The organism is Aerococcus kribbianus, from assembly GCF_026805545.1.
Lineage (GTDB): Bacteria > Bacillota > Bacilli > Lactobacillales > Aerococcaceae > Aerococcus > Aerococcus kribbianus.
On record NZ_JAPRFR010000001.1, the window covers coordinates 624,563 to 640,832 of the forward strand.

Annotated in this window: 13 protein-coding genes and 1 riboswitch; of the genes, 2 read left to right on the forward strand and 11 right to left on the reverse strand. The window is 40.0% G+C overall.

All coding sequences use genetic code 11. From position 1 onward, the window contains the following. Positions 1-239: 239 nt before the first annotated feature. From typA to pdhA, 8 genes are all read right to left on the reverse strand, one after another. Positions 240-2,075 carry a translational GTPase TypA gene (gene typA, locus OW157_RS02925; protein ID WP_268751837.1) on the reverse strand — a complete coding sequence of 612 codons (1,836 nt, stop codon included), beginning with the start codon at positions 2,073-2,075 and terminating at the stop codon, positions 240-242. 103 nt (positions 2,076-2,178) lie between these two features. Beyond that, positions 2,179-2,961 (reverse strand): inositol monophosphatase family protein, encoded by a 783-nt coding sequence (locus OW157_RS02930; protein ID WP_268751838.1) that lies wholly within the window; start codon positions 2,959-2,961, stop codon positions 2,179-2,181. Between the two features lie 12 nt (positions 2,962-2,973). Beyond that, positions 2,974-3,252, reverse strand: coding sequence for a UPF0223 family protein (locus tag OW157_RS02935; protein WP_417882738.1), 279 nt, complete (start codon positions 3,250-3,252; stop codon positions 2,974-2,976). Positions 3,253-3,440: 188 nt separating this feature from the next. Then, on the reverse strand, positions 3,441-3,950 hold the full coding sequence (locus OW157_RS02940) for a GNAT family N-acetyltransferase (protein WP_268751839.1): 510 nt from the start codon (positions 3,948-3,950) through the stop codon (positions 3,441-3,443). Positions 3,951-4,121: 171 nt separating this feature from the next. Further along, positions 4,122-5,534: a dihydrolipoyl dehydrogenase gene (gene lpdA / locus OW157_RS02945; RefSeq protein WP_268751840.1), complete on the reverse strand. Its 1,413-nt coding sequence runs from the start codon at positions 5,532-5,534 to the stop codon at positions 4,122-4,124. Positions 5,535-5,541: 7 nt separating this feature from the next. Then, entirely contained in the window at positions 5,542-7,176 is a 1,635-nt protein-coding gene (locus OW157_RS02950) for a 2-oxo acid dehydrogenase subunit E2 (protein ID WP_268752772.1), read from the reverse strand. A 54-nt stretch (positions 7,177-7,230) separates the two neighbouring features. Further along, entirely contained in the window at positions 7,231-8,202 is a 972-nt protein-coding gene (locus OW157_RS02955) for an alpha-ketoacid dehydrogenase subunit beta (RefSeq protein WP_268751842.1), read from the reverse strand. 2 nt (positions 8,203-8,204) lie between these two features. After that, positions 8,205-9,308: a pyruvate dehydrogenase (acetyl-transferring) E1 component subunit alpha gene (gene pdhA, locus OW157_RS02960; protein WP_268751843.1), complete on the reverse strand. Its 1,104-nt coding sequence runs from the start codon at positions 9,306-9,308 to the stop codon at positions 8,205-8,207. A gap of 383 nt (positions 9,309-9,691) precedes the next feature. Here pdhA and def point away from each other — a divergent pair, with 383 nt between their 5' ends. After that, a complete protein-coding gene (gene def / locus OW157_RS02965; protein ID WP_268751844.1) occupies positions 9,692-10,258 on the forward strand; it encodes a peptide deformylase in 567 nt (188 codons plus the stop codon). A 59-nt stretch (positions 10,259-10,317) separates the two neighbouring features. Here the strand turns inward: def and coaBC are convergent, their stop codons facing one another. Continuing rightward, on the reverse strand, positions 10,318-11,541 hold the full coding sequence (gene coaBC, locus OW157_RS02970; RefSeq protein WP_268751845.1) for a bifunctional phosphopantothenoylcysteine decarboxylase/phosphopantothenate--cysteine ligase CoaBC: 1,224 nt from the start codon (positions 11,539-11,541) through the stop codon (positions 10,318-10,320). Positions 11,542-11,951: 410 nt separating this feature from the next. Between coaBC and OW157_RS02975 the strand changes: the two genes are divergently transcribed. Continuing rightward, on the forward strand, positions 11,952-12,584 hold the full coding sequence (locus tag OW157_RS02975) for a 50S ribosomal protein L25 (RefSeq protein WP_268751846.1): 633 nt from the start codon (positions 11,952-11,954) through the stop codon (positions 12,582-12,584). A 162-nt stretch (positions 12,585-12,746) separates the two neighbouring features. Here OW157_RS02975 and OW157_RS02980 read toward each other — a convergent pair whose 3' ends face one another. Both OW157_RS02980 and thiT read right to left on the reverse strand, forming a co-directional pair. Further along, positions 12,747-15,116 carry a CAMP factor family pore-forming toxin gene (locus OW157_RS02980; protein WP_268752773.1) on the reverse strand — a complete coding sequence of 790 codons (2,370 nt, stop codon included), beginning with the start codon at positions 15,114-15,116 and terminating at the stop codon, positions 12,747-12,749. A 323-nt stretch (positions 15,117-15,439) separates the two neighbouring features. Then, positions 15,440-16,006 carry an energy-coupled thiamine transporter ThiT gene (thiT, locus tag OW157_RS02985; protein ID WP_268751848.1) on the reverse strand — a complete coding sequence of 189 codons (567 nt, stop codon included), beginning with the start codon at positions 16,004-16,006 and terminating at the stop codon, positions 15,440-15,442. Positions 16,007-16,152: 146 nt separating this feature from the next. After that, positions 16,153-16,252, reverse strand: a riboswitch (TPP riboswitch). Between the last annotated feature and the right edge of the window lie 18 nt (positions 16,253-16,270).

Sequence of the window (16,270 nt, forward strand, 5' to 3'; positions counted from 1 at the left end):
CGATAAGTCTATATAATCATGGTCTCTATTATAGCATAAGGAAATTTTATCCGAAAAAGGAATCACAATTAAAAAGAAATCTTAAAAGCTAGTAGCAAGATGTGCCACACTTACTTCACTTGACTTAACTATATAATATTAAACTATTTAGAAAACTCTTTTGATTTTCTTACCATATTCTATAAACGTTATAATAAAAAACGACCACTGCGAATTGCTGTGGTCGTTTTTATTTTATCCTATTTGCTATTTTTACGTTTGTTAGCTTTGGCACGTTCAGCTTTATTTAAAATCTGTTTACGTAAGCGAATATTTTCAGGAGTAACTTCGCAGTATTCATCATCACCCATGAATTCTAATGATTCTTCCAAGTTTAACACTCGTGGCGCCTTGATGACTGAGGTTTGGTCTTTGGTTGCGGAACGAACGTTGGTTAAGTTTTTAGCCTTAACGATATTTACAGCAAGGTCTTCTTGACGAGAGTTTTCTCCAACAATCATTCCTTCATAAACTTCGGTACCTGGTTCGATAAAGATTGTTCCCCGGTCTTCTAAGTTCATAATGGAATAAGTGGTTGCTTTACCATTTTCCATAGACACAAGGGCACCGCGAGGACGAGAACCAATTTGCTCGTTGATATATGGTTGGTAAGAATCAAAGGTGTGGTTGATAATTCCGTAACCACGAGTCATAGACATGAATTCTGTGGTGTAACCAATCATTCCTCGGGCAGGCACTAGGTATTCTAAACGCGTCATGCCACGACCAGAGTTGATCATGTTTTGCATTTGTCCCTTACGTTCGTTAAGCGATTCAATGATTGAGCCTTGGTATTCTTCTGGAGTATCCACTTGGACATATTCAAAAGGTTCAGATTTTACCCCGTCAATTTCACGAACAATAACTTCAGGTCGAGACACTTGTAATTCATAGCCTTCCCGACGCATGTTTTCAATCAAGATAGACAAGTGTAATTCGCCCCGTCCAGAAACAACCCAAGCATCAGGCGATTCAGTGTCTTCTACTCGTAATGAAACATCAGTATGTAATTCATATTTCAAGCGTTCTTCCAATTTACGTGAAGTAACGTGATCTCCTTCTTGCCCAGCAAAAGGCGAGTTGTTGGTTAAGAAAGTCATCTGTAGGGTTGGTTCGTCTATACGTAGTGGTTCAAGAGGTTCTTGCACTTGTGTGTCAGTAATGGTTTCTCCCACGAAGATATCTTCCATACCAGAAACAGCAATTAGGTCGCCTGCTTGGGCTTCATCAATTTCGACCCGGTCTAAACCAAGGAATCCAAATAATTTGCTGACACGGAAGTTTTTGCTAGTACCGTCTAATTTGTTAAGGGCGACTTGGTCCCCTACTTTAATGGAGCCACGGAAGATACGCCCAATACCAATTCGACCCACATAGTCGTTATAATCTAACATAGAAATTTGGAATTGAAGGGCTTGGTCACTGTTATCTTCTGGTGCAGGAATATATTCCAAAATCGATTCGAAAACAGGAGCCATAGTTTCTTCTTGTTTACTTGGATCAGGAGCATAGCTAGATGTCCCGTTCAAGGCAGAAGCGTAGACCACTGGGAATTCTAACTGATCTTCATCCCCACCTAATTCGATAATTAAATCAATGACTTCATCAACTACTTCAAGAGGACGAGCAGATGGTTTATCGATTTTATTAACAACAACAATAGGTACTACACCCGCATCTAAGGCTTTTTTCAGAACGAAACGGGTTTGTGGCATGGTTCCTTCATAGGCATCCACTACTAATAAGACACCGTCTACCATAGACATAATCCGTTCAACCTCACCACCGAAGTCCGCGTGTCCTGGGGTATCTAAGATATTGATATGTTTGCCTTGATAGTTAACTGCCGTATTTTTTGAAAGAATCGTAATGCCACGTTCTTTCTCAATGGCATTTGAATCCATTGCGCGTTCATCAAGCTTAGCACGTTCGTCTAGGGTATCAGATTGTTGTAATAATTGATCCACTAGGGTAGTTTTACCGTGGTCAACGTGCGCGATGATTGCAATGTTACGAATGTCGTCTCTTGTTGCCATTCTGTGAATTCCTCCATTTTACTTTGTCTTTTCATTAAACTGTGTCTTAAAACAACACAAACTGCCGTTTTATTTTACCACTATAGGGGGCTTATGGCTAGTTTTATTTGTTTGAATCGTAGTGGTGGCGAATTTTTTGGTGGCTTTTTGGATAAGCGAGAATAATTGGATTAGCGGCTAGATAATCAATGGCTGAACCATCAAACTGGGAAAGCTTGATACCCAACTCTTCACAGATTACTGCACCAGCAGCAATGTCCCATGGCTTAAGATTGGGACTGATATAAGCCAACAGTTCACCCTTGGCTACCGCTAAGAATTCTAAGCCTGCTGAACCATAAATACGTAGACCCATAGCTTGGTCAATGAGCTCTTGAACTTGCCAACGATTTGCCATTAACAAAGACCCATTCACTGCCAGCAGGCCTTGGTCAAGCGGCTTATCTGTAAACGGGGGCTGCCATGTATGGCCATTCCATGTGACACCTTGACCCTTAATGCCGACAAATAATTCATCAGCCATGACATCATAAATGACACCAATTTGTCCAAGGCCATCCTCATAAAAAGCAATCATAATAGCGAAATGGTTGTGTTGAAGAACAAAATTTGCTGTGCCATCAATAGGATCGATAATCCATACTGGTCCAGTTAAGTTTTCAACCGTCTCACCCATTCCTTCCTCTCCCAATATGCCTTCACCAGGGAAATAGTGGTTTATTTGTTTTCTAAAAAAAGTTTCTGTGGCTTTATCCAGTTTAGTGACCAGGTCTTTACGGTTGGACTTACTTTCCACTTCTAAGTCATTAGACATTTGCGTTTTGATTTCTTGGGCAGCAGTCTCCACCCAGTCAATAATTAAATCCCGACGCATCAATACATCCATAACATTTCCTCCTTATTTGGCTGACATATGAATTGTTTTTTTGTCACTTTCTTGAGCAAGTTTTACAGTGGGATAAATTTCATAGGCAGAGACTTTCGCAAATTCACGCCCAATTTGTTTTTCTTCCATTTTACTCGGGATAACCCTTTTAAAAGCCTTATAATTTGTGAGAATTTTATCCTTGGCAACCCCAGTTTCATAGGCTGCTTCGATGGTATTTAGGAAACGAATGACAGTATCCATTTCAGTAACTGACCAAGACGGGTCAATGGGATAAGCATAATTAGCCATTATTATCCCCTCCTTTCGTGTCTCTGTGCTATTATAACAAAAAATTACCAATTCCGTGACTTACTTCATTTGCCTCGCAATCGATGAACGTTTGAAGGACTTAACGCTTAAAAACAATAGAAAAACTCCTAGAAAATCGCTTCTAGGAGCAAAACTAATGATTATAAATCCTATTTATTTTTCCTATATCAATCTTTTGCTGAATTTACTTCATTGTCAGATTTGTCATCCTCAAGGTGAATTATGGATCTTGTCAACAAACGCATGGTTTCTCCCTTGATATTTGTGACTAAATCAATTTGTTTGAAAGCTAATTTCTCATATAAACCTTTATGTTTAGTCACAATATACGCACGATTATAACCTTCTAGGTGTGCAATCGTCATTAAGTGGTCTGTGATCTTTAAACTATAACCTTGGCCACGATAGTCGGGGTGCACGTAAATTGCAGCAATAAAAGGAGAAAGATTAAGTCCTTTCACAATGTCTTCTTGTAATAAAGCGCCATGCCCTATTAATTGCGGCCGAGATGTGTTGTCATCAATTAGTAAGAGAATATGTTCAGAAGCTAGTAAATTTTGCTTGTTGATTTTTTGGGCAAGCATTTGCGACCCACCCCAGTCCAAGCCCTCAAATTGTTTACTAGCAAAATTCTGATGCTGAGAAAGTGTCTCAATAGTAATATCAAGAAAGCGCATAATAATAAATCCTTCCTATTAGAAATTAAAAAATTATTATAGTTCAATAGAAGGCATAATAAAAATAATTGATGCTGTATTTAAAGACAATTATTCTTCTTATAATATTCCTGATAACTGACTAAAAAATAACCCCCAACAGATGATATTCTGTCGGGGGTTATCGCTAAATTACATATGGATTGGCATGCCGAGGATGGCTTCTGCAGTATCCATTACTGATTCAGATAAAGTTGGATGACCATGAATAGTCAAGGCAATATCTTCAGCATTCATACCTGCTTCAATCGCTAAGCCAAGTTCAGCCATTACATCAGAAGCGTTGACACCTACCATTTGGGCACCAACAATAACTTCGTCTCCCTTAGTAGCAACTAAACGAACGAATCCTTCTTTTTGGTCAAGAGATAGAGCACGTCCATTACCAGCTAATGGGAATTTAGCGGAGTGAACATCTAGACCTTGCTCTTTAGCTTGTTTTTCAGTCAAGCCATAAGAAGCCAATTCAGGATCAGTGTAAGCCACTGAAGGCATTACTTTGTAGTCAACCGCTGCAGGTTCACCAGCGATAGCTTCAGCAGCAATCTTACCTTCGTAAGATGCTTTATGAGCTAGGGCTGCGCCAGGAACGATATCTCCGATAGCGAAGATATTCTTAACACTGGTACGTCCTTGGTTATCAACTTCAACTAGGCCACGGTCAGACATCTTCACACCTAGGCCTTCTAGACCGATTTCTTCAGTGTTAGGACGACGACCAACAGAAACAAGGACATAGTCAGCAGTAATTTCTTTTGCTTCACCGTTTACTTCATATTTAACAGTGACTGAATCACCATTATCCACTGCTTCTTGAGCCATCGCATTCGTTTGAGTTTCGATGCCACGTTCTTTCATTTTCTTCTCAACAACTTTTACCATATCTTTTTCAAATGTTGGTAATAATTGCGGAGAACCTTCAAGAATAGTGACTTCAGAACCTAGGTTTGAGTATGCCATACCTAGTTCAGAACCGATCACTCCACCACCGATAACAACTAATTTTTCAGGTACTTCTTCAAGATTCAAAGCACCAGTTGAATCGATGACACGACCACCAAATTTGAATCCTGGAATTTGGATTGGTGTTGATCCAGTAGCGATGATGGCATGGTTGAATGAATACAATTGATGGTCATCACCTTCACCCATAACCGTCAATTCTTTGTCATTATTGAAGTAAGCTTCACCACGGATAATTTCCACTTTATTTTTCTTCAAGAGCATTTCAATTCCTGAAGTTAGGGTATTAACTACTTCATTGTTTTTCCATTCTTGAGTGCGTTTAAAGTCAAGTTCAACGCCAGATGACTTAACTCCAAATACCTCATTACCAGCTTGGGCATTGTGGTAAGCATGTCCAGCTGAAATTAAAGCTTTAGAAGGGATACATCCAACATTCAAGCAGACACCACCGATATTTTCACGTTCAATGATGGCCACTTTTTGACCTAATTGCGCCGCCCGGATGGCAGCCACATAGCCACCAGGTCCGGAACCGACAACAACAGTATCTAATTCAATTGCAAAAGCTCCAACTACCATTCTTTTATCATCCTTCCATTAATAACAATTCTGGGTCGTTTAATAGACGAGCAATTTCATTTAAGGCTTTTTGACCAGTTGCCCCGTCAACGATACGGTGGTCAAATGTTAATGAAAGTTTCAATACTCGACCTACGCTAACTTCACCTTCATCGTTAACGATTGGTTGTTGTACAATCGCACCAAAACCTAAAATCGCAACTTCAGGGTAGTTCAAGATTGGAGTGAAGAATTCCCCACCAACAGAACCAATATTAGAAATTGATACTGTACCATCAGCCATTTCTTTGGCAGATAGTTTACCGGCATGAGCACGGCCAGCCTTGTCATTAATTTCATCAGCAATGTCAAACATTGATTTGGTGTTAGCATCTTTCACGTTTGGCACGTAAAGTCCAGCATCAGTATCAGTTGCAATACCAAGATTGTAGTAATTCTTGTAAATGAATTCTTGATTGTCATCATCTACTGAAGCATTCAATTGTGGGTATTTCTTAACAGCTGCAATTAAAGCTTTTACTGCATATGGTAGGAAAGTTAACTTGGTTTCACGTTCTGCAGCGATTGCCTTGAATTTCTTACGGTGATCCCAAAGTTTAGACACTTCAACATCCTTGAATAAGGTGACTTGCGGTGCAGTATACTTAGATGTTGCCATTGATTTAGAAATTGCTTTCCGCATTGGTGTCATCTTAACGTGTTCAACTCTGCCGTCTTCATTAGCAGATTGATCAGCACTTGCTTGCTTATCTGCTTGTGCAGAAGCACTTGCTGATTGACTAGCAGAAGCTGTTTCAGTGCTTGTTTGTGCCGCTTGACCGTCAAAGTTATCAATATCTTCACGCAAGATACGACCATTTTTACCAGAACCAGATACCGCTGAAATATCAACGCCTTTTTCGCGAGCATATTTACGCACTGAAGGCATAGCTAATACTTGTTTATTAGGATCCGAAATCTCTGGAACATTGCCTTGGCTAGAGCCTTGAGCAGGAGCTTGGCTTTCTTGCGCTGCATCGTTAGCTTTTGCTTCATTAGCTGGAGATTCTGGTGTTGAAGTTGCACCTGTTGCTTGACCATTGTTGTCAGGTGAATCGATTTCTGCTAACACATCACCAACATTGGCTACTGTTCCTGCTTCAACTAAGATATGTTTAATGACACCAGATACTGGAGAAGCAACTTCTTCAACTGATTTGTCATTTTGAATTTCAACGAGTGAATCTTCTTCAGAAATTTCGTCGCCTTCAGCAACTAACCATGAAACGATTTCACCTTCTGCCATTCCTTCACCAACATCAGGTAGAGTGAATTGATAGAAACTTCCACCTTGTTCTTGGGCAGGCGCTTGTTTTTCAGCAGGAGCGCTTGTTCCTTCTTGAGCTGCTGCCCCAGCGTCGTCACCTTCACCAGCAAATGTGATTAAAGGTGTTCCTACTGTTGCAACATCCCCTTCATCATAATGGAGTTCTTGAACAGTACCAGAAACTGGTGAAAAGATTTCTTCAACGGATTTATCATTTTGAATTTCAACGATTGGATCTTCTTCAGCAACTTCGTCTCCTACAGCAACTAACCATGAGACAATTTCGCCTTCTGCCATACCTTCGCCGACATCAGGTAAATTAAATACGTATGCCATTTATTTTTCATCCCTTCTTATATAAAAGCTTTAGTAAGTATCAAGAGTTAACGCTTATTTAATTTCGTTTACTGCTTCAACAATTTCTGCAGCGCCTGGAATCCAGTCATTTTCTGCTAAACCAAATGGGAAGACAGTATCAGGTGCAGCGACAACCTTGATTGGTTCTTCTAAGGATAAGATTGAACGTTGAGAGACTTCAGAAACGACCTTGTCAGCTACACCAGCTTGACGTTGTGCTTCTTGAACAACGACTAGACGGCCAGTCTTTTCAACTGAAGCAGTAATTGTTTCCATATCTAATGGAGAAACAGTACGTAGGTCAACGATTTCTGCAGATACGCCATCTTTAGCTAATTCATCAGCAGCTTTAATTGCTTCACGAACCATGTAGCCATAAGCAACGATGGTAACATCAGAACCTTCTTGAACAATATTGGCTTTTCCTAATTCAATTTCGTATTGTTCTTCAGAAACTTCTTCACGGAATGACCGGTATAATTTCATATGTTCTAGGAATAGAACGGGGTCGTTGTCGCGAATTGCAGCAGTTAATAATCCCTTGGCGTCTGATGGGTTGGAAGGAATAACCACTTTAATACCAGGTGTTTGTGCCATAAGACCTTCTAAGGAGTCCGCATGCATTTCTGGTGTATGCACTCCACCACCAAATGGTGAACGTACAGTGATTGGTAGGTTACGAGTTGCTCCCATACGGTAACGTGTACGGTTCATTTGACCAGCAAGAGAGTCCATTACTTCGAATAAGAAACCGAAGAATTGAATTTCCATGACTGGACGGAATCCATGCAAGGCCATACCAATTGCCATACCACCGATAGCAGATTCTGATAGAGGTGTGTCAGAAATCCGTTCTTCGCCGTATTTATCGTAAAGACCTTTTGTTGCACGGAAAACACCACCGTTTTTACCAACGTCTTCACCAAAAATTACAACTTTTTCATCACGAGCGAGTTCTTGGTCTAGCGCTTCTGTGATTGCTTGGATCATGGTTAAATTCGCCATGCTTATTCACTCTCCTTCGCACTGTAAAATTCAATTTGTTCTTGTACGTTTTGTCCAGGATTTTCAAACATGTTTTCTAAGAATTCAGAAATCTTTTGTTTTGGTGCAGCGTCAGCTTGTTTAGCTGCTTCTTTGATTTCTTCTTTCACTTCTTCAACATAGTTTGTTTCAATTTCTTCAGACCATAGACCTTTACCTTCTAGGAAGACACGCATACGAATCAATGGATCACGTTTAGTCCATTCATCGATATCTTCTTGTGTACGGTAAATCTTAGGATCGTCACCAGAAGTTGAGTGAGCACCCAAACGGTTAGTGATTGTTTCGATAAGAACTGGACCATTTCCTTCTAATGCCCATTCCCGTGCTTGTTTAGATACAGCATACACCGCTAAAGCATCGTTACCGTCAACTTGCACCCCTGGGATACCCACGGCAACTGCTTTTTGCGCTAAGCTATTAGCATTTGTTTGTTTGAAACGAGGGGTTGAGATGGCATAACCATTGTTTTGAATGTAGAAAACAACTGGTGCTTTATAACGAGAAGCATAGTTTAGTCCTTCATAAGTATCCCCTTGTGAAGAACCACCATCACCGGTGTAGGTAAATGTTACTGCTTTTTCATTATTTAATTTTTGAGCAACTCCTGATCCCATTGCTTGGATAATTTGCGCACCAATAATGATTTGTGGTGGCATAGCATGAAGATCTTCTGGGTAGTTGTTTCCTTCTACATGTCCACGAGACCATAAGAAGCCTTTGTAGATTGGTAAACCGTGTGCGATTAATTGTGGGACATCACGGTAACCAGGGAATAACCAGTCTTCTTTACTGAAGGCGTATGAAGAGGCCATTTGTGAGGCTTCTTGACCTAATGTTGGGGCATAGAAACCTAAACGTCCTTGTTTTGCTAAGGCCATTGACCGTTCATGCAAAGTACGGGAGAAGACCATCCGTTTCATCAATTCAACCAATTCATCATCAGATAAATCAGGCATAATGTCTTCATTAACGACATTTCCTTCTTCATCTAAGATTTGAACCATCTGAAATTGCTCATCAATTGCTTCCAATTGAGCAGCGTAATCAACTGGTAATTTCGCCATTTGTAACACTTTCCTCTCTGTTGTATGATTTTGACAGTGATAACTGTACTATATTTATAATCTCTACTGTTTTAATCTATCATTATTAGTCAAGATTTGCAAGCTTCCTACAAACTGAGTGGCATTTTTCTATTATAGTACAGATAGCCCTTACATTTTCTTCCCTTTTACATAGTGAACCTTTTCACTAAGCGGTTTTATAGAATTGGCACTGTTTTCATGTTTTAGGCGGCCCAACAAGGAATGAAAATACGTTTTCAATATTTGCGCTGTATTCATTAACAGCCAAAAACTGTTATAGTTTCTGTTAGTGCGGAAGCTTTGACAAGCGCTTTTCGACATGCGAAAATAAAGGGTAGAGTATTAAGAAGGAAGTGACAGAAATGATTACAATGGATGATATTATCCGTGAAGGTCATCCCACTTTGAGGAAACGCGCTGAGAAAGTTGAACTTCCTTTGAGTGAAGATGTTAAAAATTTAGGTCAAGAAATGTTGACCTTCTTAGCTAACAGCCAAGATGAAGAAATCGCTGCTAAATATGATTTGCGAGCTGGAGTCGGTCTAGCTGCTCCCCAACTCGATATTTCCAAGCAAATCTTAGCAGTGCTCATTCCTGGATTAGGCGAAGATGACGATCCAGAACTAAAAGGAGTTTTTATTAACCCTCGTATCATCAGCCATTCCGTAGAATCTGCCTGTTTGCGTGAAGGTGAAGGTTGCTTATCAGTTGATCGTGAAGTTCATGGTTATGTGCCTCGTCCTGCCCGGATAAAATTACGTTATACTGATATCGAAGGCCAAGAACATACCCAACGTTTTTCTGGTTACCCAGCAATTGTCTTACAACATGAAATTGACCACCTTAACGGTATCATGTTTTATGACCATATTAATGAAGAAGACCGCTTTGCCTTAGATGATAATACCCATATCTTAGGCGAAGACTAATAAATGAGTAAAAGCGGCAGCGAAGATAGCTATTAGTTAATCTTCGCTGCCGCATTTTTCTATTTTTTCTTCGCACGGGAATCAATTAATACTGCAGCCAATATTTGGCTAGCAATAATCATTTTATTGGATTTTTCCAAGGCCTTTACCTCCGTTTGGGTAACCAAATAAGCGGCATTGTCTTCACTAGCAAAACCAATAGATCGGTCAGAAACATCATTAGCGACAATCATATCGGCACCTTTAGTTTGCAACTTAGCTTGGGCGTAAGCAACGACATCTTGAGTTTCAGCAGCAAACCCAACAACATAATGATTGGCTTTAGGCAAGTTGGCCAAAATGTCCGGGTTTTCAACTAGGGATAAATTAAGGCGATTTTTTGACTGAGTCTTATCTTTTTTCATCTTTTGTCCGGCGACTTCCTCTGCCCGATAGTCAGAAACCGCTGCCGCCATGATAATGATATCAGCTTGGCCTTCTTGCATGGTCATCGCATCATTTAGTTCCACTGCTGACGACACAGTAATAGTATCAATGCTAGGTAAAACAGGTAAATTTAGCGTAGACTCCGTTCGCACCAGACTAACTTCTGCCCCTAACATAGCTGCCACATGAGCAATGGCAATACCCATTTTACCGGAAGAATGGTTGGATAGGTATCGCACCGGATCTAGAGCTTCTCTAGTCCCCCCCGCACTAACCAAGACTCGTTTCCCTTGCAGCTTTTGGTCAAAGCCTACTGTTTCAATGGCCATCAAGGCAGACAGCGCTTGAAAAACCTGGTCTGTTTCTGGCATGCGTCCCTTTCCTTGATAGCCTTCTGCCAAGAAACCATAAGCAGGCTCAATAACATAGTAGCCATCTTTGCGGAGTTGGGCAATTTGTCTTTGTAAACTAGCCTTCTGCCACATATTATGATTCATAGCTGGTACAAGTAATAGCGGGCTGTGACTAGCCATCAAGCTTGACAGCATCTCATTATCTGCGCGTCCTGTGGCTAATGCCGTTAAGGAATTGGCAGTTGCGGGAAGTAAGACCATGGCATCTGCCCAGTCTGCCAAAGCAACATGACCTACCATTTCAGGATAGTCTTGTCCCTCAACTAGGACAGGATACTTGCTTAGAACAGCCAAAGTTTCACTGGTCACAAAACGTTGAGCTTGGGGTGTCATTGTTACTCGCACTTGGGCCCCAGCCTTAATCAAAGCGCGCACAAACATGGGCACCTTATAAGCTGCAATCCCCCCACTTATTGCGACAACAATATGCTTTCCTGCTAACATAATCCTCCTACTTTCTCTCAAAATTCTAGGATAAACTTTAATCTATCATCATTTTCAACCGATTAGATCGCTTTTACACTCATTTTATCATGCTTATTAAGATAACTCGAAAATTTACTCACGTCAGCTCATTATTGGGAATCTAGAGTCACTGAACTGGGTCATTAGAATAGGGGGCGTGCCATTAATCTGCACAGGCAATGCTTGATAAATTTCCCTCTATTATCAAACGGTGATAAGGGCATTAATATATATAGCTCCCTAGAATTCGCACTCAAAATCTCCAAATTAGGTATATGACAATCTTTGGTTAAGCTTTTGGGATTAGGATTTGACAAATCGCCTATTTCTAGGTATTATAAAGTGTATTTCTGAATAAGTCAGAAAGTAATTACTCAGGAGGTAGGACAATGAAATTTACAGCAAACAAGCGTGAAGCAGCTGGAACTAATGCTGCTAAACAATTGCGTAAACAAGACTTAGTGCCTGGTGTTGTGTACTCAAGCGACATGGAACCAGTTAATATTACAATGCAACGCGCAGATGTTGAACAAATCAAACGTGAACTTGGTATCAACTCTGTGTTCACTCTCGACTTAGATGGTGAAAGCAAAACAGTTTACGTTCGTGAAATTGATACAGCAGCTATCAAGCCAATCGTTTATAACATTAACCTACAAGCAATCAAGAAAGGTCAAAAATTACAAATGCCTATCGCGATTACTGTGGTTAACGAAGAAGAATTGGGTAACCCAGATGGTGTTGCTTCCGTAAACTACTTCGAAATCGATGTTGTTGCTGACCCAGCCACCGCGCCAGAAGTTATCGAAATCGATGTTACTGGTATGGAAATTGGTGACACAATCACTGCTGGTGATCTTAAATTAGCTGATGGTATTGAACTTGACCAAGACCCAGAAGAAGTTATTGTGTCAATCACTGTTCCAGATGAAGAACCAGAAGAAGTTGATCCTGATGCTGAAGAAGCAGAACCAGAAGTGATTAACGAAAAACCTGGTGAAATTGTAGAAGAAGACGACTAATTATAGTCACAAAAAAAGCCAGCCTTGAGGTGATTCACTCTTGGCTGGTTTTTTTATCTCTTCGATTCATCGACAAAAAGCCCCCTAAGGACATCCCTAGGGGGCTTTTACTGACTATAGCTCGTTGTCATTCAACAGAACTAATTATTAGGATCAGATCATTTAAACTGTTGCAAGATCTGCACTAAGGTTAACTTGATTTTGCGCATCAATAAGGGTTTGACGAAGTTTTGCCATCATATCTGTGACTTCACTTGAGCTAACTTTAGCGCGTAAACGTGTTCCGACAGCTTGGCTAATGACTTGGTTAAGATTGTTATAAGTATCGAAGGAAACATTACCTAGTAGTTCCTTATCACGAATCTTACGAGCTTGCCAGATTAAATCACGCAATTGTGTTTTTTCATCACGGTCTGCACGGTCAGCTTTGTTTTGGGCGGCAAGTGCTTTGGCTTCAGTTAATTTAGCTTTAATTTCATCGATTACTGCTTGTACATCAACAGTTTTAGCATCGACAGCCAATTGTAGCCCCACTGCCTTAGTTAGGCTTTGGTTTAGGTCATGGTAAACATCGAAGGAGACATTACCCAAAATGTTTTCATCACGATCGAAACGAGTTTGCCAGATCAAATCAGATAATTCACGTTTCAATTGATTAGGTGCGATTTGTTGTTCCACTGGAATATTATTGAGATAATCTTCTGCTTTTTGATAAGCGGCTTGTAATTCTTCCACAGCACCGTCAATTTCGTAAACGCGAGTTTCAGAATAAAGCTGTACACCGACTGCCTTAGTAATCGCCTTATTTAAGTCATTGTAGACTTCAAAAGGTACTTTGCTAAGAATGTATTCATCACGGTCAAAGCGGGTTTGCCAGATTGCTTTGTCTAGCTTTTCTTTGACATAAGTGGTTGCAATATCTTGAGGAGTAATTTCTCGATAAGCATTACCGAATACCAGTAAGGCTTCTAGTTCTTTAAGACGTTTACCTAAACGTTCTGCTGTTGAGAATGGGTCAACAACTGACATAAAGGAATGAGTCACTTCTAAACCAGTTTTAGAATGAACGATTTGAGGTTTCATCCGCCAGTCAGTGACAGCAGTTTTAATTACTTCAATCGCCTTAGCAGAAACTTGGGCCCGCAAGCGAATCGTATTGGCATTGAAAAATGTTCCTGGGTGGTAACCTACAACCATACCGTCTGCAACAGAATGACCAATATCAAAGGCCATTTGTCCTAATTTATCAAGCACATAATTCACTGGTGTCCCATTGAATTGTACTTCAGATGGAATTAATTCAGCCAAGGCACCTACAATTTCAGTAGAAAGATATACATCTTGGCGAACATTTTCTGCTTTTAGTTCAGCGATACGTTGGATTAATTCACCAATCTTAGTAAAGTTTAAGTTTACTGGCAAGACGGAATCGATAATCGCACCAATGTCAGAAGCTGGGCGTTCACCTTTTTGTAAGTTTTCTAAAAGCGAAACCACACTATCGGTTGTGCCAGTGATTTTACCTACTAATTTTTCAAAGTCTTCCATACTGAATGATGGGCCTGCAGATTCAGCCTCTTCTCCTGAGTAGAAGGCTAAGCCGCTATCACGACTAGTCACTGAACCAGCTTCTTCTTGATGAGATTCAAAATTTTCCTGACTTAAACGACCATATTTGCTAACAAATTTTGAGACTTCCATCAATGTTTGGGGATCAACTTCTTGGTCTAATAAAATTTCGCCAATAGTACGTAAAACTTCTTCATTGGTTGCTTGATCGTCTGCTTGTTCTGACACAGAGATAGCCACAGCTAAAACTTTGTTAAAGTCTTCAGGGTTCTCAGTAGCAAAACGGTGAACCTTCGCAAAGTCGATGGTCTCTTCAGTATCTTGATCTGCCTCTGCTTCAGCAAGTAGATCTTCTACTTGGTCAGAAGCAGTTGGGTTAGCAACTTCTTCTTCATTTTCCTGATTTGTTTTAACTTTATGGTTGGCTTGGTCAGCGTCTTCTTCGGCTAATTCAGAGTCGAGATCCTCTTGATCAACCACAATTTCCCCTTCATGGGCTTCGACATTAGCATAGAAATCTTCGTCAACTGGATAAGTAGTGATTTCTTTGTCTAAATCATGGTCAGTCGCTTCTTCCTCTTTAGCTTCATCACTAGTTTTAGAGCTTTCATCCACATCAGTAGACTCTGAGCTAGTGTCTTCTTTTGATCCAGTGTCTTCTTCTGATCCAGTTTCTTCCTCAGTTAAGTTTTCTTCTAACCCTTCTTCTTCTAGGTCAGGCACTTCACTACTATCGTAATCCGCTTTGTCTTCCGGTTGAGAAGTTTCTGGCGCTGCTAAGATTGCCTCAGTGATCAAAGCTGCCCCTTCATCAGCTGTCATTTCCACATTATCAGCTTCTGCTGCAGCCACTGATTCCGTAGAAGCAAAAAGCAAACCTAAACTAACTGCTACACTACTTGCTCCTAGACTTAATGTTTTTACATCAAGATGTTTTTTCCAAGATTTTTTATGTTGCACCATTAAAACTCCTCCTACTATTTTGTCCTCACTTAAATTACAACCAAAAATTAATCGCTCCCATCCCCAAAATGCCGGCATTCATTTTTGCTTCATTGAGTGAATTAATTTTCTGCCTCCAATCCTACCACGTTTCATAAAAAATTCAGTATTTCTAAACTAAATCCGCTCATTTTATATAAAATAATCAATAATAAAGCGTAATTTTCGGACAATATTGTATAAAGGTTATCATGAATCCTCAAAATACAATAAAAAAAGAGAAAATAAGTAATTTTACAATTGAAATTAATTGCAACTTATTTTCTCTAACGATAAGATTCGATTTATTTTTTCTTGGCTAAAACTAACTGCGGTGAAAAGCGGATTAAAGCGAAAGACACTAACCAACCGGCCAACCAGGTGGCAGAACCACTTAAGAGATTCATTATCGCTGAATAATAGACAGCCGACATTCCTTCAGGAGCAAATTGGCTCCAAAAAAAGATCCCTGCTAAAAAATGAATAAAGTATTGAGCAGCCATAGCCACAAAAGTAGCCAATGCCGTATAGGTTAATAAGTACACCGTTCTCTTATTTTTAACAGCTGTCTGCACTTGTTGAGCAAAGATTCCTGCTAAGCCTCCAAATCCAAAGGCAAAGAGGTATTCCAATAAGCCTTGGACTGGAGTCAAAATATCTGCAGTCCCAGTGATGACTTTTAATGTTCCCCAAATAAAGCCTGCTAAAATCCCTACACCTATTCCACGTCTAAATGACACAATAAAAATACCTACTACCCCTAAAGAAATGCCAAAACTAGGGCCAATCTGAATGGGGATAAAAGAAATAATCAATGAAATAACTGCTGCCAAAGCGGCTTCAATCCATACATTAAGTTTACTTCCTGTCATTATTTTCACTCCTTAATTCATTTATCGCTAGTATCGGTCCTCCTTCACCTGATTATTGGCGCGACTAATAATCAAGAACACACAAAAAACCGCTCAGTTTTTACTGATACGGTTCGACTCACATTGATTTAAAGCACACAGTATTTGGCGCACTATCATCACTTCCTTACGCTAGTATTAACTAGTTCAAGTCTTAAGGGTCCGTATCACTACATCTCAGCCATAATGGCACCCCTAGTGTGTTATGTTTTAATTAAATTTATT

Bases quoted from the DNA above. Each gene is read 5' to 3' on its own strand.
- typA (WP_268751837.1), bottom strand. From the start codon at position 2,075: ATGGCAACAAGAGACGACATTCGTAACATTGCAATCATCGCGCACGTT.
- OW157_RS02930 (WP_268751838.1), bottom strand. From the start codon at position 2,961: ATGGATGTATTGATGCGTCGGGATTTAATTATTGACTGGGTGGAGACT.
- OW157_RS02935 (WP_417882738.1), bottom strand. From the start codon at position 3,252: ATGGCTAATTATGCTTATCCCATTGACCCGTCTTGGTCAGTTACTGAA.
- OW157_RS02940 (WP_268751839.1), bottom strand. From the start codon at position 3,950: ATGCGCTTTCTTGATATTACTATTGAGACACTTTCTCAGCATCAGAAT.
- lpdA (WP_268751840.1), bottom strand. From the start codon at position 5,534: ATGGTAGTTGGAGCTTTTGCAATTGAATTAGATACTGTTGTTGTCGGT.
- OW157_RS02950 (WP_268752772.1), bottom strand. From the start codon at position 7,176: ATGGCATACGTATTTAATTTACCTGATGTCGGCGAAGGTATGGCAGAA.
- OW157_RS02955 (WP_268751842.1), bottom strand. From the start codon at position 8,202: ATGGCGAATTTAACCATGATCCAAGCAATCACAGAAGCGCTAGACCAA.
- pdhA (WP_268751843.1), bottom strand. From the start codon at position 9,308: ATGGCGAAATTACCAGTTGATTACGCTGCTCAATTGGAAGCAATTGAT.
- def (WP_268751844.1), top strand. From the start codon at position 9,692: ATGATTACAATGGATGATATTATCCGTGAAGGTCATCCCACTTTGAGG.
- coaBC (WP_268751845.1), bottom strand. From the start codon at position 11,541: ATGTTAGCAGGAAAGCATATTGTTGTCGCAATAAGTGGGGGGATTGCA.
- OW157_RS02975 (WP_268751846.1), top strand. From the start codon at position 11,952: ATGAAATTTACAGCAAACAAGCGTGAAGCAGCTGGAACTAATGCTGCT.
- OW157_RS02980 (WP_268752773.1), bottom strand. From the start codon at position 15,116: ATGGTGCAACATAAAAAATCTTGGAAAAAACATCTTGATGTAAAAACA.
- thiT (WP_268751848.1), bottom strand. From the start codon at position 16,006: ATGACAGGAAGTAAACTTAATGTATGGATTGAAGCCGCTTTGGCAGCA.